Raw genomic sequence first — 21,610 nt, forward strand, 5'->3', positions numbered from 1 at the left:
GGTGATGTGCCGATTCACGTCGGCACAGATACCGCGCCTGTGATGAAATGAAGCCCCGCCGGGCAAGTCTGCCGGCGGGGCTTTTTGTTTTGGATGTGGTTTTCGACGCGGGGAGGCACGCGTGCCGTTTATTATTTTGGCGCTCGTCGTACTGGCGGGCATTGTGTATGGCGCAGTGCGTCTGTATGCGGCCGTCGCGCTGCGCTTCGGGACGCTCGCAGCGTTGGCGACGATCGTCGTCTGCGTACTGATCGTGGCGTGGCTGGTGGTCGACGCGGCGCACCGCTATCGCGCGGTGCATGGTGTGCGGCGTGACGGCAAGCGTCTGGTGAGCGTGTCCGGCGAATGGGGAGAACTCACGCTCGACGCAGACCGCAAGATGGGAACGCTGCGCGTGAACGGTCATGAGACGCGCTTCGTGTTTTCGGATGTCACGTCTGCCCATCCGGTGAACGAGGGTGGACGTTGGTCGCTGACGCTCGAACTCGCGCACAACGCGCAGCCGAGCTGGCGAGTGCCGATGCCGGGCCGCGCGCTCGCGCAACGCTGGACGAAGATTTTCCGTCTCGCGAACGCGCACCGGTTGTAAGGCTTCGCTCGGACGCTTATACGTTCGCGGGCATCGGCGGGCGCAGCGGCGGCACGATACTTTCGTCGTTGATCGGGAAGTGAAGTGCCGCGGCTACCGCGCCCAGAATCGCCGTTGCGGCCCAGATCAGGTTGTAGGACCCAGTGACGTCGAGCACGAATCCGCCCAGCCACGCGCCGAGGAACGAGCCGACCTGATGGCTCATGAAGCACACGCCGAAGAGCGTGCCCAGATGCCGCGTGCCGAACACCTTCGCCACCAGACCGCTGGTGAGCGGCACGGTGCCCAGCCACGTCAAGCCCATCACGGCCGCAAAGATCACGACGCTTGTGTCGGTTTTCGGCAGCACGAAAAAGAGGGCGATGGCCGCGCCACGTACGAGATAGAGCCAGCCGAGCACATGGTGCTGACGATACCGTCCGCCGAGCCAGCCGCACGCCCAGCTTCCGAGCATATTGAACAGGCCGATCAGCGCGAGTGCCGTCGCGCCAAGCCCGACCGGCATGTGACACATCAGCAGATAGCCGGGCAAGTGCGTCGCGATGAACGCGAGCTGAAAGCCGCAGGTGAAGAAGCCAAGCGTCAGCAGTTGGTAGCCGCGATGCGAACGCGCCTGCCGAAGGACCTCGCGAAGGGACACATGCTCGCCGTCATCCGATTTGGCCGGTTGGGCCGATGGCGTGGGGGCGGCGTTGCCGGGCGTGGGCTTGCTGCGACGGGACATCGTCATGAACAGGCCGAGCGGCGCCGCGCAGCACAACACCAGGGCGAGTACGAAGAGCGAGGTGGAGACGCCGTACGTTTCGCGCAGCCCTTGCGCGACAGGCACGAGTGCGACCTGTCCGAGCGAGCCGCCCGCGCTGACGAGTCCCATGGCCATCGTGCGCCGCTCGGGCGTGACGGCACGGCTCACGGCAGGTAGCACCACGCCGAACGTGGTGCAACTGATGCCAAGACCGACGAGCACGCCCAGCCCGATCACGAGCCAGACGCCGGACGGTGCGAGTGCGGCCATCGCCAGTCCGGCCGCAAAGGCGAACGCGCCGAACGCGACGACAGGGGCAGGGCCGTGACGGTCTGCCATCGCACCCGCAAACGGCTGCGCGAAGCCCCACACGAGGTTGTGCAGGGCGATGGCGAACGCGACCAGCGTAACGGGCACGCCGCGGTCGTAGGAGAACGGATTAATGAAGAGACCGAACGTCTGGCGCGTACCCATCGCGGCACTGAGTACGAGCGCGCCGGCAAGAATGATGAGGGTGACGCGTCCCTGTAGCGACGCCGATGCGGGTGGGGTGGTTTGCGACATGATGGTGAATCCTCCTCACCGAAGTGTCGCAATGAAGTCTCCGTCTGGCAAAGGAGTTGTGTGAGCTTTCAGGTGAATTTTATTCACCTTGATGGTTGCCTGCCTGTTCGATGACCCAGTCGCGAAACGCCACGCACTCGGGGTGCGGCTCGATGTCGGGGGCGCTGATCAGCCAGTACGCGCCTTGCGATTGCGTGGTGACGTCGTGCGCGGGGACGAGGATGCCATTCGCGAGATATTCGTCGACCAGCGGGCGACGTCCGATCACGATGCCAAGGCCCGCCATGGCGGCTTCGAACGCCAGTTGAATGCTGTCGAAACTCAGTCCGCCACGGGTGTCGAAGTCGTCGATGCCCGCGCTTTCAGCCCAGACCTGCCAGTCTTCGCTGGCGCTGCTCACATGAATGCGAGTCGCCTCGCGCAGATCGATAGTGCCGTCCTCACGCGCGCGCATCGCGAGATAGGCCGGGCTGCACACTGGGACGAAACGTTCGCCGAACAGACGGTGCCACGCGTCGCTGGCGACGGGCGCGCGTGAGAGGCGGATGGCGAAGTCGAAGCCGTCGGTGGGAAAGCCGACCTGACGGCGCGAGGTGTCGACGGTGATGTCGACGCCCGGCATGCGACGCATGAACGTGTCCAGACGCGGCAGCAGCCAGCGTGAGGCGAGGGTCGGTGCGCAAGTGATGGCAATGGCGCGGGAGGCGTCCGGGGTTGGCAGACGTCGCGTGCCGGTGAGCAGCAGCGAGAACGCCTCGGTCACGTACGCGAGATAGTCCACGCCCTCCGGCGTGAGCGTCAGTCCTTGTGGCGAGCGCGTGAAGAGCGCCACACCCAGCGTCTGCTCCAGTCCGACAATGCCGTGGCTGACCGCACTCGGCGTGAGATGCAATTCGGCGGCGGCACGTTTGAAACTCTGATGGCGTCCCGCCGCTTCGAACAGGCGCAGGGCGGACAACGGTGGCAGACGTGGCGACATGGGGTGAGTGTCGAGCGTTCGATGGGTGCCCTGGCGCGATTGGGGCGTAGGGCGACGGCTTCGAGAGGTCGTTCGGATGACGTCGATTCTCGCACGACGTTGGCGCGTGTGGTGCGTCTGGCGGCGTTTCACGATGTCGCGTGACGTCGAGCGATGTGCCGCAACGGGCAGCGCGGCTCAATTGTCATGGTGGACGACCGGTACAGGCCCGTGCGGATTCGGTGAAGTGTATCGGGTGTGCGGCGGTACGCGTGTCTATGCTGTCACACCGCGTCCTTTTCGCGTGTTCGCAGAATGCGGCACCGGCGCGGCGTTTCAAATTGACGACTATGACGACCGAACAACTTCTGGCTTTCTGCGCCTTCGCTGTCATTACGCTGGTGACACCCGGACCCAACAACATGATGGTGCTCGCCTCGGGGCTGAATTACGGCTTCGTGCGCACGCTGCCGCATCTCGCGGGTATCGCCTTCGGATTCGCGCTGATGGTGTTCCTGACCGGTGCTGGCCTGCATACGGTTTTCGTGCGTTTCCCCATCATCCATACGGTCCTGAAGTACGTCGGCGCGGCGTATCTGCTGTGGCTGGCGTGGCATCTGGCGCGCTCGGGGCCGATGGATGATGAGCGGCGTGGTCGCGAGCGCCCGATGGGTTTCATCGGCGCGGCAGCGTTCCAATGGGTGAACCCGAAGGCATGGGTGATGGCCGTGGGCGCGATCAGCACGTATCTGCCCAACGCGTCGCATTTGCCCGACGTCGCCTTGCTCGCCGTGATCTACGGCATGCTCGGCGCGCCGTGCATCGGGCTGTGGGCGGGATTTGGCGTGGCGATGCGTCGTGTGCTGACCGACGCGCGTTCGGTGCGAATCTTCAACGGGGTGGCGGCGGTGCTGCTCGTCGCTTCGCTGTATCCGATTCTGGTGGAGTGACGCCTCGCGCGGCGGACTGAGAAACCCCGACAGAATGGGGAGGGTGGGGGAATTCCATCGTTATACTGACGGTTCTTGCGTACCCTTCCCCCAAATGTGAGGTATCGCCATGCCCCGTAAATTCGTCAGGACGTTGCCGTGTCTCGTCGCTGCGGCAACGCTCGCGTTGTCCCCTCTGTCGTCGCTGGCCTGCACACGTGTGGTGTATCTCGGTGCGAACGACGACGTCATTACTGCCCGCTCGATGGACTGGAAGCGGGATGTCGCGACCAATCTGTATGTGCTGCCTCGGGGCATTGCACGCACGGGTGAGGCCGGGCCGAACTCCATCCGCTGGACGGCGAAGTACGGCAGTGTCGTGGCGACCGGTTACGACGTGTCGACGACCGATGGCGTCAATGAGAAGGGTTTGTCTGCGCAGCTGTTGTGGCTCGTGGAGTCGCAATATCCGAAGTTCGACAAGGATTCCAAACCGGGTCTGACGATTGCCGCGTGGGCGCAGTACGTCCTGGACAATTTCGCGACGGTCGCCGAGGCCGTCTCGGCGTTGGAGAAGGAGCCGTTCACGGTCGTGACGGATAACGTGCCGGGCGAGGATCGGCTCACGACGCTGCACTTGTCGATGTCGGACAAGACGGGCGACAGCGCCATCGTCGAATACATCAATGGTCGGCAGGTGATTCATCACGGCAAGCAGTATCAGGTGATGACGAACTCGCCGACGTTCGACGAGCAGCTCGCGTTGAATGCTTACTGGACACAGATCGGTGGCACGACGTTCCTGCCGGGAACCAACCGCGCGTCGGACCGTTTTGCGCGGGCGTCGTTTTACGTCAACGCGATTCCGAAGAGCGAAGATCCGGTGGAGGCGCTGGCGAGCATGTTTGGCGTGATTCGCAATGCGTCGGTGCCGTTTGGCATTACGACGCCGGGGCAGCCGAATATCTCGTCGACGCGCTGGCGAACGGTCGTCGATCACAAGCGCATGCTCTATTTCTTCGAGTCGGCGCTCACGCCGAATACCTTCTGGGTGGATCTCAACAAGGTCGATTTTTCGGCAGGTGCGCAGGTTAAGCGCCTTGATCTCGGGAAAGACCAGCGAAACACCTTCAGCGGCGAAGTTTCCGCTAGCTTCAAAGCTGCGCCACCGTTCCCGTTTCTTGGGTTGAAGTCGGGGAAAGCGGGGTGAAATCCGTTTAGGTGCTGTCGGAAACGAAAAATGGGCCTTCGGGCCCGTTTTCATTTCTGCTTACTGACTAGCATGTATTACATGCTATGATGCAATGCATGATAGTTGGTCCGGAGCTGACGTAACGCTTATGAGTGATTCAATCTCGACGCAGCTTAAGAAAGGGGTGCTAGACCTCTGCGTACTAGCGCTCCTGGAAAAGGGCGATAGCTACGCGTATGACATCTCCCGCAACCTTGCGAAAGCGGTCGATATGCGCGAAGGGACGATTTATCCGCTGATGCGGCGGCTTGAAGCCGAGGGGCTTATCGAAAGCTACATGCAGGCGTCGGCAGGTGGTCCGTCACGTAAGTATTACCGTCTTAAACCCGCTGGTCAGGCTTCACTTCGTGCGCAGATCAGCGAGTGGAAACACTTCGTCGAGTCCGTCAATCAGGTTCTTGGAGCCAACGCATGAACAAAAGGGAATTCCTTCGACGTCTGGATATTGCACTCGTCGAGATCTCGCCAGCGGAGCGGGCGGAGATTCTGAAGGACTATGCCGCACATTTTGAAGAGTCCCTGGCAAATGGCCGTGACGAGACGCTGACGGCCGAAGCGCTCGGGGATCCTGACGGGTTGGCCAAGGCGCATTTGGCCGATACTCGAACGGAAGGCGGGCGTATCAAGGCGACGGCAAAGCGGATTCTGTTCCGGATCGCAAGTCCACGTCATCCGTCCGGCGACACTGTTGAGCGTTTGCTTGCATGGGCGCCGGGTAGGGCGATGTCAATCGATCTGCCGGTGGTCGTGCGCTGGCAACCGGCGCAGACGGCGCGGGCAGTCGTACGAGGGCCTTCGTGGCTGGTCGAGCACGTACGTCTCGAGAACGAGCAACTCCACGGCCGCTTCAAGCCGCGCTTCTTTAGCGACAACCAGATATCGGTCGATCTCGAAGGTCCCTCCATCGAGTCCTGGGCATTGCGCGGAAGCGGAGAGCTGACGTTGTTGAACGTTGCGCAGCCCTCGTTACGTCTTGCGCTGGACGGATCTGGCGACATCAAGGCGGCCGGGCGTGTCGACGAATTGCTCGTGACAATGGAAGGGACGGGCGATGTCGACACCAGCATGCTTGCTGCAGCGAACGCCAAGGTGGACGTGACTGGGCATGGTGACCTCACGATTGCGCCAAGCGGCGTGGCAGACATTGCAAGCAACGGCGGTGGTGACGTCGTGTTGTTGACGCGACCTACGAAGCTGACAACGCACGTTAAAGGTGGTGGAGCCGTTAAAGTGCCGCGATAGCAGAGTGTCGCCCCCCCCAAGCAAACAGGGGGCGTTTTGCCACCGATTGCCGCTTCAATCGGTTTGATAACAACGCAATGATATGACCATCCCATCACAACTACTTTTCTTGCCTGGTGCGTCTGGTAGCACGACATTCTGGGAGCCTCTTGCTGGACGAATCACATGCAACGCATCCAAATCGATTGTCGGTTATCCAGGTTTTGGAGGTGTCGCGCCGTCCCCGGACATAACGAATTTTGAGGAACTGGTTCGGCATGTTGTTCGTCGCATTGATCAACCGACTGCCATCGTTGCTCAATCGATGGGAGGAGTCATTGCAATTCGAGCGGCGTTGGAAAAGCAGGATCAAGTGACCCATTTGGTCTTGTCGGTGACGTCCGGGGGATTGGACATGGCTAACTTGGGTGCCGAGGACTGGCGTGCTGATTTCTTGAAAACGAATGGGACGCTGCCAGACTGGTTCGTTTCGTACAGTTCAAACCTTTCCGGCGAGCTGCATAAGATTGTCCAACCGACCTTGTTGCTTTGGGGGGATGCGGATCCGTATAGTCCGGTCGCTGTAGGGGAAAAACTTCTTATGTCCCTTCCAGATGCTCGATTGCATGTGGTTCGAGGTGGGCATCATGATCTGGCGTCTGTCCATGCGGCAGAACTAGCGCCGTTGGTTAATGATCATCTATCAAGCGGTTGAAATCGCTTGACTCAAGAAGTGGCGGATTTCAATGGATCGATCTGGACGGCTGCAATCCGTTCGATCTGGAGACACGGCGCCCCGAGTACGGTACGGAAGACTTCGCAGAAAAAGAAAAACGGGCCCGAAGGCCCGTTTTCATTTGGGTTTGACCGTCTTTCGTTGTCGTTGACGATCAGAATATTGGTGGAGCCGGCGGGGATCGAACCCGCGTCCGCAAGCACTCTACGACCAGTTCTACATACTTAGTTCTGTCATTTGATTTAACTGTTTTGTCGCGGACGAACACGCTACGCAACAGCGATTCACTAAATTTTCGACCTTGGCGTCGTGACGCCACCAAGGCTTAACTGACGTATATGACCTCTGGCGGTATTGCTACCGGTCTTGCGACACTAGTCCGTCAGTGAACTAGGCAGAGGACGGCGGCCCTTAGGCTGCCAGTGCGAACGTTTCGTCGTTTGCAGTTACGTTTTTCCCATTGATTAACGAGGTGACGGGTCCTCGGTATGCCCTGCATCGCTTTATACCCACGTCGAAACCATGTCGGCCCCAGTGGAATGATCGATTATGACACAAATGCCTCACTTCAGTGCGAAGTCGACACGCGTGGTGGCCCCCTTGTCCTTGATGCCGTCCGCGTTCAGCTTCGGCGCCACCACGAACAGCCGGTCAGAAGCGATCTTGCCGTCCAGCCACGACCGCACTCGCTGGGCGCGGCGTTCGGCCAGCGCCCGTAGATCGTCGTCGCCCACCTTGACGTTCGTCTCCATGAGCTTCTCCATTTCGTCATCCGGCAGCGACTTGGTGAGTCCGATCATGTTGCGAGGTTTCGCGAAGTCGGCCGCCTTGTAGGCAGCTGTGAGGTACTTGCTACGTTCCTCCGGCGTCACCGTCACGCTGTCAACATCAATGCTCTCGCCCTTGCCGACCATCGCCTTGACCTTCTGCGCCTTGATAGCGCGCGCGACCGCCACGCTACGCAGGCCGTCGGTGTCCTTGGCGGGGTCTACGCGACCTACGATGTCCAGCTTCAGCGCTTCGCGATCGTTCAGCGCCTTGACCAGCGTTTCGAGACGCTTTTCGTCGGCGGGCGACAGACGCGCGCTCCCGGGGGCGAATTCAACGTACCCGAGTTCCTGCTCGCCACCGCCGAATGCGGATGCCAATAAGCTGAACGGTGCGGTGGCCGCCTTGACGATCAGGTTCACGAACGCACGGAAAATCACGCCGCCGAGGCTGAACTGCGGATCGTCCAGCGAGCCGGAAATCGGTATGTCGACGTCGATTTCACCGCGTGAGTTCTTCAGCAACGACACCGCCAGCCGCACCGGCAGGTTGGTCGCCGTCGGGCTGTCCACGTGGTCGCCGAACGTCAACTGATCGATAAAGATGTGGTTGTTCGCGGTGAGCTTCGCTTGATCGAGCAGATAGTGAACGTCGACCGTGAGCTTGCCCTTTTCGATGGGGTAACCCGCGTATTTCGTGGAGTACGGCGTGAGGTTGGTCAATTCGATGCCATCCGCTTTCGCGCCGAGATCCACGAACGCCATCGGCGCCAGCGGGTTGATCTTGCCGTTGATATTGATCGGCGCGTTGCGGTTCACCTTGCCCTGCAATGCGACTTCGGCCGGTTCGGTGGTAGCAGTGCCAAAGGCACCGATCCGTCCGCCGATGTCCGTCAGATTGGCCGTGTAGTTCGGCTTGACGAAGTTGTCCGTGAAGTTGATGTTGCCGCCTTGCAGGGTGATACGTCCGATGTGGACGTCCGCAGGTAGCGCCTTGCCCGTTCCGTAGCCGGGGCCCCGTTCGGCCGTCGTCTTGCCCGGCGATTGCTCCTTCTTCTCGACCTCCGTCGGCTGTCCTGCCTCTACGGCCGAAGCCGCCGCATCGAGCGGGGGCTTCGCTGCGGACGCCGCGTCCAGCGGTATGCCTTCATTTGCTCGGGTAAGTGAGCGGGGCGCCTGGTTATTGCCCACAACGTCGGCCAGATTCAGGCGGCCGTTAGCATTGATGATCAGACGCGCGTAAAAGCGCGACAGCGCAATGCTGCCCAACTGGACGTTAGGTTTGCCGCTGCCCACCGCCAAATTGATCTGCTGCACCGCCAACGCATTCCAGCGCACGAAGTCGTCTGTCGTCACCTTGTCGAGCAGGCGTACGTTGCCGAGCGTGGCGTCACCGCGATACGTCGCTTGCGGGGTGTCGCCCTTCATCGCGAAGGTGGCGCGTCCGTTGCTGGAGAGCAAGGCGCTCGCGATGCTCGCGTTCAGTTCGTCGCTCATGTACGAATCGAACGCAGCCAGATCGAGCTGCTCGGTTTTGACCTGAAGATCGCCGGACAACGGCTGCGGCGTGACGCTACCCGTCGCGTTGAGCGAGCCCTTCTTGTTAAGCGTGCCGTTCACTTCAAGCTGCAACGGCTTGGTCATGTCTTGCGACGCGCCCTGGACCTTGATGTTGAGCGGCGCGAACTTCGCATTGATCGGACGGCCTTTGACCGCGCGATCCTCAAATCCGATGCTCGCGTTCTCGACCGAGACCTTGCCGACCTTCCACTGCCATCCGCCCGCGGCTTGCGTGTTCGATGCGGGGGCTTTGGCAGACGTACGTCGACCGCGTTCGGTGCCGACACGGGCGTTGATCCCGCTGCCGCTGCTTGCGGACGCCTTCGGCTGGCCGTCGCCGGTCAGCGCCAGCAGGTTGATCTTGCCGTCCTTGTCGCGGCGTGCGGCGACGTCCAAACCGCTGACCGTCACTTCATCCACGACCGCCTGACGGGCACCAAGGTCGAAGTGCGAAAGCTTCGCCTGCGCCTTGGCCAGCTTCACGGGAGCATCGCCCTTCTGACCGGTCAGCCACTCGATCTTCTCAAGCGTCGCCGTGGCGGGCGCGATCTGCACATTGGGCTGCTTGTCGGGGGCAAACGCGGCATTGAACGTCGCCTGCGCACCGACCGTGCCGCTCTTCAGGTCGCCAGCGAGAGCGCCTTGCGCAAACGGCAGCAGCGGCGCGAGCGCGATCGACTGTGCGTCCAGTTCCCCGCTGGCGTTATACGCAGGCAGGCTGAACTGACCGTGGGCCTTCAGCGAGCCACCGCTTTGGATGCCCAGCGACGCATCGTAAGTTGCGGGGTCCTTACCCAGCGTAGAAAACTGTTTCACGGCGAGCTGGACGTTCTCCAGCGCAATGCTTGCGGGCTTTGCGCTGCGTTCATCGGTGAAACGCAGCTTGCTGTTCACCAGCGAAACCTCGCCGACGAGTAAGTCGAGCGGCAAGGGTTGCGCGGCGGCCGCAGCCTTCGCCTGCGCGGCTTCAGCGGCCGATGCGGGCGTGGCGGGGCGTGCCGTTTGTTCGGCAGCGACCTTCGGCGCGGACTTGGCTGCTTCGCTCGCCTTGGGAGATGCCGCCGCCTCGTCGACCGCTTTGCCGACAGCCTTCAGCACCGGCCGTTGCGGCAGCAGGGCTTTTACGACGTTGATCGACCCGTCCTTTTCCATCGTGACGTGCTGGTCAAGGCCATCGATCCGTACGCTGTCGATGTGATAAATGTTGCTCAGCGGTTCGACCTTGCCCAGCTTGACGTCGATTTGTTTGACCGCAACGAGCGGTGAGCCGTCAGCTTCGTTGATCACCGCGTCAGCCAATCCCGCAGTTCCCGTCAGGACTACGTGGTTGCCGTCCTTGTCTCGCGTAAAGCGCAGTTTCAGATCGGTACTGACCGCACCGCTCTTGATATGCGCGGGAATGGTCATGGGCGCGTAACCGAGGTACTTCGGCACGTCGAGTCGGTCGAGCTTGATGTCGACCGTCGACTCCAGCGAGTCGGCAAACGGTTTGGTCTGTCCGGAGATATGCAGCGGCGAGCCGTCGATGGACGCCTGCAGCAGCGGCTGTACGAAAATATCGGTGTCGGCAGGCAGGTTGGCAATGAATGGCACGCCGACTTGCAGATTGTCGACAACGTGCTTTTCGTTCTGATAGGCATCATCAATGCGAATCGTGCCGTTCTTGATCTGCACATTGTTCAGTGCAAAGCGCGCAGGCTTCGATGGTTCGGGCGAGGGCGGACCGGACGTCGCGCGATCGATGATGTCCGAGAAGTTGAACCGCTGCGGCGCGGTGCGCACGATGTTCACGACGGGCGTGTCGACGTATAGCTCGCCGATCACCGGGGCAAAGCGGAACAGCGAGCTCCACGAGGCGTTCACCCGCAATTCGCCGATATCGACGAACGGCTGGCCGGGTGTCTTGTCGCCGATATGCACCTGATGCAGATCGAGACGCAGTGTGTACGGGTTGAAACTGACGTCGCCGACGCTCACCGGCCGTTCGAGATAAGCGGAGAGCTTGTCGACGGCGTAATGCTTGAGCACGGCCGGTACCGTGAAGTAGCCGACCACGCCAAACACGGCAATGATCCCTGCGGCCCACAGTCCGGTCTTGCGTGCGCGGCGGCGCACGTTCGGGTCGCGTCCAAGCGCCTGTGCGCGGGCGAGGCCTTGCTGCAGGCGGGTGCCGTCTGCGGGGGAAGCTTTTGAGGGGTCGCGATCGTTCGCTTGCTCGGCCATGCGGTCTCCCGTAAGTAGCCTATGAAGCATACGCAGCGCCATGGGGCGCGGCGGGACATTCCCAGAACGCGCCGCGAGTGTTGCGACGACGTCCTGGCAGGCGATGGTTCGGTGGCTTACGCCAACTGCATCACCAGCGGGGCGATCGCGCCCGCGCGTTCGACGACTGCATCCGCCTGCCACTGAGCAGGTACGAGCGAGTCGCCGCAATAACCGTAGGCCGCGGCAATCGTCGCCATTCCAGCCGCCTTACCGGCCTGCACATCGCGAAGGTCGTCGCCAACGTACACGATATGGGCAGGCGCAATGCCAATACACTCGGCTGCGTAGAGCAGAGGCGCAGGGTGCGGCTTGCTATGCGGCGTCGTGTCGCCCGAGACAACGCAGGCTGCGCCGTCCGCGAGTCCGATCAGCTTGACTAGCGGATTCGTCAGACGCGCAGCCTTGTTCGTCACAATGCCCCACGGCATGCCACGTTCGCTCAAGGCAGCGAGCAAGTCTGGAATGCCTTCGAACAAGCGGCTTTGCACGCACAACGCGGCTTCGTAGTTGGCAAGGAATGCGTCTCTCAGGGCCGGGAAGGCGGCATCGTCCGGGGGCACGCCGAATGCACTGCCGATCAGTCCGCGCGCACCGTGCGACGCTTGCAGTCGAAGCGTCTCGTAAGGGCCTGGCGGCAGACCACGATCGGTACGCACCTTGTTGACTGCCGCGACGAGATCGGGGGCCGTGTCGGCGAGTGTGCCGTCCAGATCGAACAAGACAGCGCGAATCTCGCCGTGCAGCAGCGTTGACGTGGCGTCGAGGGAGGAAGGGGCGCGGACGGGGGGCTCGAACATATCAGGCGTCGCGGGTGCAAGCGACCATATAGTTGACGTCGGTATCGCGATTGATCGCGTAGCGTTTGCTGATCGGATTGTAGGTCAGGCCACGCATGTCGCGGATTGTCAGGCCGCTCGCACGGGTGAACGATGCCAGCTCCGATGGGCGGATGAACTTGGCGTAATCGTGCGTGCCCCGCGGCAGCATCCGCAGTACGTACTCTGCACCGACCACGGCGAGCAGCCATGCCTTCGGATTGCGGTTGAGCGTGGAAAAGAACACATGACCGCCCGGTTTCACGAGCGTTGCGCACGCAGCGACGATAGACGCCGGTGACGGCACGTGTTCGAGCATTTCCATGCAGGTCACCACGTCGTACGTACCCGCGTCACGCGCAGCGAGCGCTTCGGCAGCGATTTCTTCGTACTCAATGGAAAGGCCAGCTTCAAGGCTATGCAAATCGGCAACCCCGAGCGCTTTTTTCGACAGATCGATGCCTTTGACGCGCGCACCCTGACGCGCCATCGATTCCGACAGAATGCCGCCACCGCAGCCGATGTCGAGCACGCGCTTGCCTTGCAACTGGACGTGCTGTTCGATCCAGTCGAGGCGCAACGGGTTGATCTCGTGCAGCGGCTTGAATTCGCTGAGCGGATCCCACCAGCGGTGGGCCAATTCACTGAATTTATTGAGTTCTTGCGGGTCGGCGTTCATCACTTGCTCATAGACGTTGACGGCTCGGGCAGGCGGAATGCCGAGTGGCTGAGCGTGCCCTCCATGCCGGTTGGTCGGCGGGCGCCGTCGAGATGGAGGAAGTATAACGAAGTGAGTGCGCCCATGTCCAAAGCGCAAGGCGTGGCGGGGCCGGACGGCCAGCGATGCGTCGGGGAATTTGCGCCGGGTCGGGGTGACGCCGGATGACGAGCATCGCGTGCCACCCCGACGGCTCTCGCCATCCGGCTTAAGCTCAGGCTGCGGCCGACAGGTTCGCCAAGACTGCGTGCGGATCGTGGTAGACGAGTCCGAGCGCGTCGGCCACCCCACGGTTCGTTACCATACCGCGCGCCACGTTCAGTCCGGCCAGCAAATGCGGATCGGCGCGCATAGCGGCCACGGCGCCGTGATCGGCCAGTTGCAGAATGAACGGAAGTGTCACGTTGTTCAGTGCAAAGGTCGACGTGCGCGGCACGCCCCCCGGCATGTTGGCGACGCAGTAGTGCACCACGCCTTCGATCACGTAGACCGGGTCGGCGTGCGTGGTCGCATGCGACGTCTCGCAGCAACCACCCTGATCGATGGCGACGTCCACGATCACGGCACCCTTGCGCATCAGCCCAAGCATCGCCCGTGTAATGAGCTTGGGCGCGGCGGCACCCGGGATCAGGACACCACCGATGACCAGGTCGGCATCGCGCAAATGCGTTTCGATCGCGTGTTGCGTCGAATAGACCGTTTGCACGCGTCCCCCGAACTGGGCGCTCAGGCGTCGCAAAGCGTCGACCGATTTGTCGATGACCGTGACCTGCGCCCCGATGCCGACGGCCACGGTCGCAGCATTCGTACCCACGACACCGCCGCCGAGAATGACGACCTTGCCCGCCTCGACGCCGGGCACGCCCGAAAGCAGCAGGCCAAGCCCGCCATGCGTCTTTTCGAGCGCAGTTGCGCCAGCCTGGATAGACATGCGTCCCGCGACTTCGGACATGGGCGCGAGCAGCGGGAGGCCGCCATTTGCGGATGTCACGGTTTCGTACGCGATACACGTGGCGCCGCTCTTGATCAAATCGTTGGTTTGCTCGGGATCGGGGGCGAGGTGGAGATACGTGAAGAGCGTGTGATGAGGCCGCAATCTGGCGCGCTCGACAGTCTGCGGCTCTTTGACCTTGACGATGAGTTCGGCGCGATCGAAGACATCTACAGCGTTGGCGGCGATGCGGGCGCCCGCGGCAGCATAGGCCGTGTCGTCCATCCCGATGCCTTCACCGGCTTGCGTCTCGATCCACACCTCATGCCCGCGTGCCACCACTTCGCGTACAGCTGCGGGCGTCATGCCTACGCGATACTCGTGGTTCTTGATCTCCTTGGGTACACCGATCTTCATGATGCGTCTCCTTTGTTGTGATGTGACTACGAACAGCGAATTCGACAACGCGTGATGCCCAAACAAAAACGGCACCCGAAGGTGCCGTCTGGAAGATCAGGCGAAGGCCGGTTCGGCCTGCGCGTGGGACGCCCCACTGTAGCGCGCCACCGATAGATCGTCGGCCAGAATGGCCGGGCGGCGGCCCGACATCAGGTCGGCCAGCAGTTGGCCCGAACCGCAGGACATCGTCCAGCCGAGCGTGCCGTGTCCGGTATTCAGGAACAGGTTGCGCAACGCTGTAGCGCCGACGATCGGCGTGCCGTCCGGTGTCATCGGACGCAGGCCCGTCCAGAAAGACGCTTCCGCCGTGTTGCCTGCACCCGGGTACAGATCGTTCACGACCATCTCCAGCGTGGCACGGCGTGCGGGGTTAAGGTGCTTGTTGTACCCCACGACTTCTGCCATGCCGCCGACGCGGATACGGTCGTCGAAGCGCGTCACGGCGATCTTGTAGGTTTCATCCAGGATGGTGGAAATCGGCGCGCGCGATGCGTCGACGATCGGTACGGTAATCGAGTAGCCCTTGAGCGGATACACCGGAATATCCACGATGCCGCGCAGGAACGGCGTGGAGTACGAACCGAGCGCAACGACATAGGCGTCAGCACGTTGCAGCGAACCGGCGCAAACCACGCCCTCGATCTTGTCGCCGACCACGTTCAGGCCGTCGATCGGCATGTCGTAGCGGAATTTCACACCCAGCGCTTCAGCCATGGTAGCCAGACGCGTCGTGAACATCTGGCAGTCGCCGGTCTCATCGTTCGGCAGGCGCAGGCCGCCGGTCAGTTTGTGCGACACGGCCGCCAACGCTGGTTCTGCGGTCGCGAGCGCCTTGCTGTCCAGCAGTTCGAACGGCACGCCGGCCTCTTCGAGCACGGCGATATCGCGTGCCGCGTTCTCGAGTTGATCTTCGGTCCGGAACAATTGGAGCGTGCCCGCCTGACGGCCTTCGTAGGCGATGCCGGTCTCTGCGCGCAGCTCACGGAAACAGTCCCGGCTGTATTCGGCGATCCGCACCATGCGTTCCTTATTGACTGAATAGCGCTCGGGCGTGCAATTGCGCAGCATCTGATAGAGCCACTTCAGTTGCGTGAGGGTGCCGTCTGGACGAATGGCGAGCGGAGCGTGTTTCTGAAACAACCACTTGACGGCCTTTGCCGGAATCCCCGGTGCGGCCCACGGGGACGCGTATCCGGGCGAAATCTGACCAGCGTTGCCGAAGCTGGTTTCGAGCGCCGGTCCTGCCTGACGGTCGAGCACCGTGACGTCATGCCCGGCCTTTGCCAGGTAGTAGGCGCTGGTTACGCCGATGACGCCGCTGCCGAGAACGATGACCTTCATTGCGTTGACTCCTGTAAAACCATAGTTATGCAGTAATAATTCGCATGCTATTCTCGGAATCGTAGGTTTAGTTAATGTATATGGCCTGAATTCAGGAAAAAATCATGAGGGTTCAGCAGCAATCGATTCGAACACTGGATCGGCTCGACCGACGCATCCTGACGTTGCTCCAACAGGACGGCCGGATGTCGATGAAGGACCTGTCGGAGCAGGTCGGTCTGTCCATCACGCCGTGTATCGAGCGCGTAAAACGCATGGAGCGGGACGGCGTGATCATGGGCTACTTCGCCCGCGTCAATCCGGCGGCGCTGGGGGCGGCGCTGCTGGTGTTCGTCGAAATCACGCTCGACCACAAGTCCGGCAACATGTTCGACCAGTTCCGCAGGGAGGTGCTGCGTATTCCGGAGGTCATGGAATGTCACTTGATTTCCGGGGACTTCGACTATCTGATCAAGGCGCGCATCCGCGAAATGTCCGAGTACCGGAAGTTACTGGGCGACATTCTTCTTCAACTGCCCGGTGCCGTGCAGTCGAAAAGCTACGTCGTCATGGAGGAGATTAAGGAAACGCTCACCGTTCATGTTGACGAGTGAACGGGTTGCCTAAAAAAGCGGCATCTGCGGATCTGCCGCATTCGCCGATCCGCTGGTTGCGGTTTGCCGGTCGGGACGCGCGCGACGACCGTGATTCGGCCCGTTCCCGTCACTGGCCCGGGGCGGCAATTCCGGGACGCGGAACTGATCGTTTCTCAATGGCGGTCTGGCCTGATTGAGCCCCAACTTGCGCGCGGCTAAGTGAAAGCGCTGTCGAATCAATTCGGCGTGTAATCCGGTGCCTTTCATCCGTGTACCAAACTCTGAGCTGTTGTGCTTTCCGTCACGTACTTGCTCGACCAGACTCATGACATGGCGTGCCCGCAGCGGGTAATTGGCTTCCAGCCATTCAACGAAGACGTCGTGCACTTCTCTGGGAAGTCGCAACATCACGTACGCAGCGTAAGTTGCGCCGGCTTCGGCTGCGGTCGTCAGCACTCGCTCGATATCGAAATCGGTCAGCGCAGGCACGATCGGCGCGACGATGACGCCTGTCGGAATGCCCGCGTCCGTCAGCTTGCGGATGGCGTCGATGCGACGCGACGGCGTATTCGCTCGCGGTTCCATCTTGCGCGCGATATCCGCATCAAGCGTTCCCACCGAAATGAAGACCCGTGCCAGACCGCGCGCGGCCATGCGCGAAAGAATGTCGATATCGCGCGTGACGAGCGCCGACTTGGTGGTGATACCGACAGGGTGCCCAAAACGCTCCAGCACTTCCAGGACGCTGCGCGTGATCCCGTATTCCCGCTCGATTGGCTGATAAGGATCCGTGTTTGCGCCCAGCGCAAGTAAAGCGGGTTGGTAACCGCGCTTGCGCAACTCAGCGTCAAGACGCTCTGCCGCATTGTGTTTCGCGTACAAGCGGGTCTCGAAGTCCAGACCCGGAGAGAGTCCCAGGTAGGCGTGCGTGGGCCGCGCAAAGCAATAGGTGCAGCCGTGCTCACATCCACGGTAGGGATTGATCGAGCGATCGAAGGGAATGTCCGCCGAGGTGTTGCGGGAGATGATCGTTCGCGCATTTTCCAGTGCGACCTGGGTCACGAATTTGACTTCGCATTCTTGGGCAGCGTCCGATTCATGACGGGTCTCATCGCTCTCGCGACGGAACGCTGAAAAGCGCGATTCGAGATTGGCGGTGGCGCCTCGGCCCTTGCGCGACGGGGGCGGCGCGAATGAGGATGCCATGACTCATCTCCTGAATAGCTGTCCCTGTCACGGCCGTCGGACGGACGCAGGGAATGCTTGTCATTATACTGTGTTTTTATACAGTATTCGGACGGAGGAGAGACATGAAGAATGGAGTAAATGGGGGAAGCGGCTTCCCGCTGGCACTCGTTGGCCCGGCGGCGCTAACGATCCGGGGCGCGGCGATAGGGTGGGCCTTTTGCGAGGCCTTGCTGAAACTATGTGTGACTTCCCGGCATGACCGGAGGGATAAAGGGCGCGATCGCCCGTGCGATGTCGTCGAGGGCGGAGTTGTCCGGGTTCGGACGCTGACGCGCCAGATGAATGGCGTGCAGGGTCAGCAGCGAGTAAAGCGTTGCATGATTGCCACCCATGGCTGCGAGTGCTTCGACGTGGCGGCCAACGATATTTGCGTCGCCGCGCGACACCGGTCCGGCAAGCGCACCCGGGAGCCCGCGTTCGCGCGCAGCGTTGAGCGTGCCCATGACCAGCGGCCACATAGCGTCTTGCGCGTCGCCCTCGGGCATGCCGATCGACTTCCAGAGGTGAGTCGCCTCGTCGAGCAGGCAGAGCAGAAAGCTGGCTGCATAGTTGGCGCCCGCGTGGTATCGCATGCGCTCGCCCGCTGGGATCGACAAGGGGCGGCAGCCAATATCGCTCGCAAGACGCTGAAGGATGTCGTTCAGCGGCGCTTCGGCCTCGATAGTGATGGCGCACCCCTGCAAGCGGGTCGCATCGTCGTCGAGTCCGGCGAAAAGAAAAAGCGGATGGAAGCCGCCAATTTGCCCGCCGTGGCGCGTCGCGGGCGTGAGCAACCCAACCTCGGACGCGCCGCTGCAATGCACCAGTGCCTGGCCCGCTCGCGGCGTAAGGTGCGCAGCGCCAGCCGCTATGGCATCGTCGGGCACCGTCAGGAAGACCAGATCGGCTCGCGAAAAGACGTCGCTCACGTCCTCCGAATGTTCAATGGCGAGGACCTCGCAATTAGGCAAGGCCGTCGCAATGCGTCTCGAACTTTCGATATGCCGGCTAGCAACGATCGTCACTTCGTATCCGGCACGTGTCGCGGCTTGCGCGAGCGCACGAGCCACGCGCCCGGCGCCGATGAAGCCCAGCGTCGGTCGATGGGATGGGGTCATGGGAGTGGGCATCACGATCGGCTTTTACTGCGACAAACGATTCGGCGTGTCGTGGATTTCAAAGTAGGTCTGAAATGCGACGGCCAAACCAACCATCATCAGCATGGCGCCCACAAACAGCGACACGCTGACGATGATGACCGCGATCCAGCCCGACTGCGACTTGTTCGAGACGTGGGTGTTGAACTGCGCGTTCCAGCGCTCGTCGGGACGCAAGCCGTAGACAATCGCGGCGAGAAACGCGGAAAACAGCGAAATGGCACCCAGAATCGTGAGTATCCATCCCGAGAGGGAATGCAGTTCGCTCGTGACCAGAAGTCCCCAGCCGGCCACTCCACATGCCGAACCCACAATGTGGGCCCAGCCGAAGCGGTCCCGCATGCCATACAGATAGAAGCGATGCAGGCCGAGCGTGCCGAAAAGCATGGCGAGACCGGCGGTCAGGGTTTTGGACTTGTAAGCGACTGCGTTCATTTGGAATGGTTATCGAGCAGGCGTTTCCCGAATGACTTCGACGAGCGTCCAGCGCATGCTCGACGCGTCAGCGGGCGGATTGGCGACAGGTTCGCCGTGGATTTTTACGCGGTATTCTACGCCGGGCTTCCACTCGAAGCCATCGATGTGGGCATACCAGAGTTCCCATTGCGATTTGCCGGAGTCGTCGGCGGCGCGCACACGCAAGCACTTGCGCGGTGCCACGCCGACACAGTCAGCCATCTGCGAATCGACGTCGAGAATACGATCCTCCGTCTTCGCTGCTCCGCTCGCGCCTGCCACCGTACGGTTGAGCAACGTTTGGGATGCATAGGTGAGTGTCTGGCCGTTGGGTGCGCTCAGAATCAATTGCGTGTCACGGCGTTCGAAGCGGGTCATGCTGGCGAGCGTCTTGAGGTAGCGGTCTTCGAAAGCCATCGAATCCGGGCAGGCCATGCGTGTGGCGGCCGGGGTTTGGATGCTGAGTTGTCCTTTGCCGGGGCCGATCGTGTATTGCCCAAAGATGCGATTGCAGCCACCGGTGCCGGAGTAAGCCCCCTTGTCATTGAACGTCAGATTGATGGTGCGGCCTTCCGGCAGGTTCGGCGCGTCGCTCGCGCCTTCCCATTTCATCAACTGCCAGGTGCCGAGAATGTCGGCAGGGGCGGTCGCAGCTGCGGTGTTATCCGGTGTACCCGATGTGGGATTGGCACCTCCGCCGGACGGCGCTGCGCAACCGGCCAGCATGGCGGCAGGCACGAGGAGCGTTATCAGATACGAAGTCAACGAGGAGGGCAGGAACGAGAGTAGGCGTTGAGTCATGATGTTGTGTGGACGTAGTTGCGGAGAGGGCAGGGACGGCGAAAACGTCGCGCCGAACGTGGGGCGGTATGTTCTAGCGGTGCCGTGAGTACCATGCATCGTTGACCGGGCAGGCCAGGGGTCAGTTCCTTGCGTAGGCCTGATGATATTTCCCATTGGTGTGAAATGTGCCATCGCGGGACCTCATGGTTTTCGGTACGTGATTCGATATATTGCGCCGGCATGGTCGTCGCTGATCAGGAGCGATCCGTCCGGCAGGGTCAGCAGATCGACGGGGCGACCCCACACGGCGTCGTCGTCACCTAACCACCCCTGCGCAAAAACTTCCTGCTTGCTGACATTGCCTTTCGCATCGAGAGCCACACGAACGACCCTGTATCCCACTTTGCTGCTCCGATTCCACGAACCGTGCTCAGCAATGAAGATACTGCCGCGATACTCGTCCGGGAACTGCTTGCCTGTATAGAAGCGCATGCCGAGGGCCGCCACGTGGGCACCCAGTTTGGCCATGGGCGGCGAAAAAGTGCGGCACGCCTTTTCGGGGCCGAAGTCGGGGTCGGGGATATCGCCGGCGTGGCAGTACGGGAACCCAAAATGCTCTCCCATACGCGTTAATCGGTTGAGTTCGTCGTCGGGAACATCGTCGCCGAGCATATCGCGACCGTTATCGGTGAACCATAGCGTATTGGTGCCGGGCTGCCAGTCGAATCCCACGGTGTTACGCACGCCGCGGGCGACCACCCGCCAGTCCGTACCGTCGGGCTTCATGCTGCCGATCATCGCGTAACGACTTTCGTCGCGCTTGCAGACATTGCAGGGGGCACCGACGCCGACATATAGCCGCTGGTCCGGGCCGAAGGCAATGTATCGCCAGCCGTGGTGGCTTTCGGTGGGAAGTTTGTCGTAGACGACGCTTGGTTTGCCTGGGTTGTCGAGATGGTTTTCGATGTCGTCGAGTCTGACGATGCGCGACACGGCCGAGATATATAAAGCGCCATTGCGCATCGCGACCCCGACGGGCATGTTCAGGCCAGACGCCACTGTGCGGACCTTGGCCGCGTAGGCGCGCGATGGATCGAGCGTGATGGCGTAGACGTTGCCTTGCGCCCGGCTACCGACAAACAGCGTGCCCTTCGGACCTAATGCCATGCCTCGGGCCCCGGGGACCTGATCGGAAAGAACTTCGACGTAGAAGCCCTGAGGTAGCGAAAGACGCTCAATGGGGAGGGCGTCACGCGCCGTCGCCAATTGCGGGGCGCACGTCAGCGCGGCGCAGACAAGGACAGTTGCCTGTGCCCCAGCAAAGCGCTTGACGAACCTCGTCGCAGGAATCGCGGTGACCCGGGCTGCGTCGGCATGGGTGTTCGCAACGAATTGAGGCGCTTCATGGGCTCGACGGGCCAGACCGATCAGGCGAACAACCCGGCGAACCACCCGCGTGGTCCACGGCAGGAGGAAGGAGAATGAGCATCCATCGGGAAATCGTCGCATGCAGGGCTCGCCTCACACCAAGGATGCGTGCATTGTAGACCAGCGGTTATCGG

The 21,610-nt window shown here is 61.7% G+C and carries 19 protein-coding genes and 1 other RNA gene; 7 read left to right on the top strand and 13 right to left on the bottom strand.

The window, feature by feature from the left end; translation table 11 throughout:
• Positions 1-121 precede the first annotated feature (121 nt).
• Positions 122-589: a hypothetical protein gene (locus tag PAN31117_RS23245; RefSeq protein ID WP_150740307.1), complete on the top strand. Its 468-nt coding sequence runs from the start codon at positions 122-124 to the stop codon at positions 587-589.
• A gap of 16 nt (positions 590-605) precedes the next feature.
• Here the strand turns inward: PAN31117_RS23245 and PAN31117_RS23250 are convergent, their stop codons facing one another.
• Both PAN31117_RS23250 and PAN31117_RS23255 read right to left on the bottom strand, forming a co-directional pair.
• Positions 606-1,898 carry an MFS transporter gene (locus PAN31117_RS23250; protein WP_150740308.1) on the bottom strand — a complete coding sequence of 431 codons (1,293 nt, stop codon included), beginning with the start codon at positions 1,896-1,898 and terminating at the stop codon, positions 606-608.
• A gap of 79 nt (positions 1,899-1,977) precedes the next feature.
• Complete coding sequence (locus PAN31117_RS23255; RefSeq protein ID WP_150740309.1) at positions 1,978-2,877, bottom strand: LysR substrate-binding domain-containing protein; 900 nt, start codon at positions 2,875-2,877, stop codon at positions 1,978-1,980.
• 329 nt (positions 2,878-3,206) lie between these two features.
• Between PAN31117_RS23255 and PAN31117_RS23260 the strand changes: the two genes are divergently transcribed.
• From PAN31117_RS23260 to PAN31117_RS23280, 5 genes are all read left to right on the top strand, one after another.
• Entirely contained in the window at positions 3,207-3,806 is a 600-nt protein-coding gene (locus tag PAN31117_RS23260; protein WP_150740310.1) for a LysE family translocator, read from the top strand.
• A 109-nt stretch (positions 3,807-3,915) separates the two neighbouring features.
• Complete coding sequence (locus PAN31117_RS23265) at positions 3,916-4,995, top strand: linear amide C-N hydrolase (protein WP_150740311.1); 1,080 nt, start codon at positions 3,916-3,918, stop codon at positions 4,993-4,995.
• A gap of 142 nt (positions 4,996-5,137) precedes the next feature.
• Positions 5,138-5,452, top strand: a complete 315-nt coding sequence (locus PAN31117_RS23270) for a PadR family transcriptional regulator (RefSeq protein WP_217429715.1) — start codon at positions 5,138-5,140, stop codon at positions 5,450-5,452.
• Positions 5,449-6,279, top strand: coding sequence for a GIN domain-containing protein (locus PAN31117_RS23275; protein WP_150740313.1), 831 nt, complete (start codon positions 5,449-5,451; stop codon positions 6,277-6,279). Before PAN31117_RS23270 ends, PAN31117_RS23275 begins: the two co-directional genes overlap by 4 nt.
• Before the next feature lie 82 nt (positions 6,280-6,361).
• Positions 6,362-6,973 carry an alpha/beta fold hydrolase gene (locus PAN31117_RS23280; protein WP_150740314.1) on the top strand — a complete coding sequence of 204 codons (612 nt, stop codon included), beginning with the start codon at positions 6,362-6,364 and terminating at the stop codon, positions 6,971-6,973.
• Between the two features lie 184 nt (positions 6,974-7,157).
• On the opposite strand, the gene ssrA is transcribed toward PAN31117_RS23280, so the two are convergent.
• The 6 genes from ssrA to PAN31117_RS23310 all read right to left on the bottom strand — a co-directional run bounded on the left by ssrA (position 7,158) and on the right by PAN31117_RS23310 (position 15,850).
• Positions 7,158-7,527: a transfer-messenger RNA gene (ssrA, locus tag PAN31117_RS23285) on the bottom strand.
• A gap of 30 nt (positions 7,528-7,557) precedes the next feature.
• Positions 7,558-11,544, bottom strand: a complete 3,987-nt coding sequence (locus PAN31117_RS23290) for a DUF748 domain-containing protein (RefSeq protein ID WP_174991084.1) — start codon at positions 11,542-11,544, stop codon at positions 7,558-7,560.
• Positions 11,545-11,660: 116 nt separating this feature from the next.
• Positions 11,661-12,383, bottom strand: coding sequence for an HAD-IA family hydrolase (locus PAN31117_RS23295; RefSeq protein WP_150740316.1), 723 nt, complete (start codon positions 12,381-12,383; stop codon positions 11,661-11,663).
• Between the two features lies 1 nt (position 12,384).
• Positions 12,385-13,080: a bifunctional 2-polyprenyl-6-hydroxyphenol methylase/3-demethylubiquinol 3-O-methyltransferase UbiG gene (ubiG, locus tag PAN31117_RS23300; RefSeq protein ID WP_150740317.1), complete on the bottom strand. Its 696-nt coding sequence runs from the start codon at positions 13,078-13,080 to the stop codon at positions 12,385-12,387.
• A gap of 253 nt (positions 13,081-13,333) precedes the next feature.
• Complete coding sequence (gene ald / locus PAN31117_RS23305; protein WP_150740318.1) at positions 13,334-14,467, bottom strand: alanine dehydrogenase; 1,134 nt, start codon at positions 14,465-14,467, stop codon at positions 13,334-13,336.
• A gap of 96 nt (positions 14,468-14,563) precedes the next feature.
• The gene (locus tag PAN31117_RS23310) at positions 14,564-15,850 is read right to left on the bottom strand and encodes a D-amino acid dehydrogenase (protein WP_150740319.1); all 1,287 of its coding nucleotides are present in this window, start codon (positions 15,848-15,850) and stop codon (positions 14,564-14,566) included.
• Between the two features lie 104 nt (positions 15,851-15,954).
• Between PAN31117_RS23310 and PAN31117_RS23315 the strand changes: the two genes are divergently transcribed.
• Positions 15,955-16,443 carry an Lrp/AsnC ligand binding domain-containing protein gene (locus PAN31117_RS23315; RefSeq protein WP_150740320.1) on the top strand — a complete coding sequence of 163 codons (489 nt, stop codon included), beginning with the start codon at positions 15,955-15,957 and terminating at the stop codon, positions 16,441-16,443.
• Between the two features lie 9 nt (positions 16,444-16,452).
• On the opposite strand, the gene PAN31117_RS23320 is transcribed toward PAN31117_RS23315, so the two are convergent.
• The 5 genes from PAN31117_RS23320 to PAN31117_RS23340 all read right to left on the bottom strand — a co-directional run bounded on the left by PAN31117_RS23320 (position 16,453) and on the right by PAN31117_RS23340 (position 21,557).
• Positions 16,453-17,631, bottom strand: coding sequence for a PA0069 family radical SAM protein (locus tag PAN31117_RS23320; protein ID WP_174991085.1), 1,179 nt, complete (start codon positions 17,629-17,631; stop codon positions 16,453-16,455).
• A 218-nt stretch (positions 17,632-17,849) separates the two neighbouring features.
• On the bottom strand, positions 17,850-18,770 hold the full coding sequence (locus PAN31117_RS23325; protein WP_174991086.1) for a Rossmann-like and DUF2520 domain-containing protein: 921 nt from the start codon (positions 18,768-18,770) through the stop codon (positions 17,850-17,852).
• Between the two features lie 24 nt (positions 18,771-18,794).
• A complete protein-coding gene (locus PAN31117_RS23330; RefSeq protein ID WP_150740322.1) occupies positions 18,795-19,244 on the bottom strand; it encodes a TM2 domain-containing protein in 450 nt (149 codons plus the stop codon).
• A gap of 9 nt (positions 19,245-19,253) precedes the next feature.
• Positions 19,254-20,066 (bottom strand): META and DUF4377 domain-containing protein, encoded by an 813-nt coding sequence (locus PAN31117_RS23335; protein ID WP_174991087.1) that lies wholly within the window; start codon positions 20,064-20,066, stop codon positions 19,254-19,256.
• A gap of 183 nt (positions 20,067-20,249) precedes the next feature.
• Positions 20,250-21,557, bottom strand: coding sequence for a PQQ-dependent sugar dehydrogenase (locus PAN31117_RS23340; RefSeq protein ID WP_246189233.1), 1,308 nt, complete (start codon positions 21,555-21,557; stop codon positions 20,250-20,252).
• Positions 21,558-21,610: the final 53 nt, after the last annotated feature.

Origin of the sequence: Pandoraea anapnoica, from assembly GCF_902459765.1 — a bacterium.
GTDB classification, from domain to species: Bacteria; Pseudomonadota; Gammaproteobacteria; order Burkholderiales; family Burkholderiaceae; genus Pandoraea; species Pandoraea anapnoica.

What these genes read in the sequence shown, in the direction of transcription:
- PAN31117_RS23250 (WP_150740308.1), bottom strand. Translation starts at nt 1,898, where the DNA reads ATGTCGCAAACCACCCCACCCGCATCGGCGTCGCTACAGGGACGCGTC.
- PAN31117_RS23255 (WP_150740309.1), bottom strand. Translation starts at nt 2,877, where the DNA reads ATGTCGCCACGTCTGCCACCGTTGTCCGCCCTGCGCCTGTTCGAAGCG.
- PAN31117_RS23260 (WP_150740310.1), top strand. Translation starts at nt 3,207, where the DNA reads ATGACGACCGAACAACTTCTGGCTTTCTGCGCCTTCGCTGTCATTACG.
- PAN31117_RS23265 (WP_150740311.1), top strand. Translation starts at nt 3,916, where the DNA reads ATGCCCCGTAAATTCGTCAGGACGTTGCCGTGTCTCGTCGCTGCGGCA.
- PAN31117_RS23275 (WP_150740313.1), top strand. Translation starts at nt 5,449, where the DNA reads ATGAACAAAAGGGAATTCCTTCGACGTCTGGATATTGCACTCGTCGAG.
- PAN31117_RS23280 (WP_150740314.1), top strand. Translation starts at nt 6,362, where the DNA reads ATGACCATCCCATCACAACTACTTTTCTTGCCTGGTGCGTCTGGTAGC.
- PAN31117_RS23290 (WP_174991084.1), bottom strand. Translation starts at nt 11,544, where the DNA reads ATGGCCGAGCAAGCGAACGATCGCGACCCCTCAAAAGCTTCCCCCGCA.
- PAN31117_RS23295 (WP_150740316.1), bottom strand. Translation starts at nt 12,383, where the DNA reads ATGTTCGAGCCCCCCGTCCGCGCCCCTTCCTCCCTCGACGCCACGTCA.
- ubiG (WP_150740317.1), bottom strand. Translation starts at nt 13,080, where the DNA reads ATGAACGCCGACCCGCAAGAACTCAATAAATTCAGTGAATTGGCCCAC.
- ald (WP_150740318.1), bottom strand. Translation starts at nt 14,467, where the DNA reads ATGAAGATCGGTGTACCCAAGGAGATCAAGAACCACGAGTATCGCGTA.
- PAN31117_RS23310 (WP_150740319.1), bottom strand. Translation starts at nt 15,850, where the DNA reads ATGAAGGTCATCGTTCTCGGCAGCGGCGTCATCGGCGTAACCAGCGCC.
- PAN31117_RS23315 (WP_150740320.1), top strand. Translation starts at nt 15,955, where the DNA reads ATGAGGGTTCAGCAGCAATCGATTCGAACACTGGATCGGCTCGACCGA.
- PAN31117_RS23320 (WP_174991085.1), bottom strand. Translation starts at nt 17,631, where the DNA reads ATGGCATCCTCATTCGCGCCGCCCCCGTCGCGCAAGGGCCGAGGCGCC.
- PAN31117_RS23325 (WP_174991086.1), bottom strand. Translation starts at nt 18,770, where the DNA reads ATGACCCCATCCCATCGACCGACGCTGGGCTTCATCGGCGCCGGGCGC.
- PAN31117_RS23330 (WP_150740322.1), bottom strand. Translation starts at nt 19,244, where the DNA reads ATGAACGCAGTCGCTTACAAGTCCAAAACCCTGACCGCCGGTCTCGCC.
- PAN31117_RS23335 (WP_174991087.1), bottom strand. Translation starts at nt 20,066, where the DNA reads ATGACTCAACGCCTACTCTCGTTCCTGCCCTCCTCGTTGACTTCGTAT.
- PAN31117_RS23340 (WP_246189233.1), bottom strand. Translation starts at nt 21,557, where the DNA reads ATGCGACGATTTCCCGATGGATGCTCATTCTCCTTCCTCCTGCCGTGG.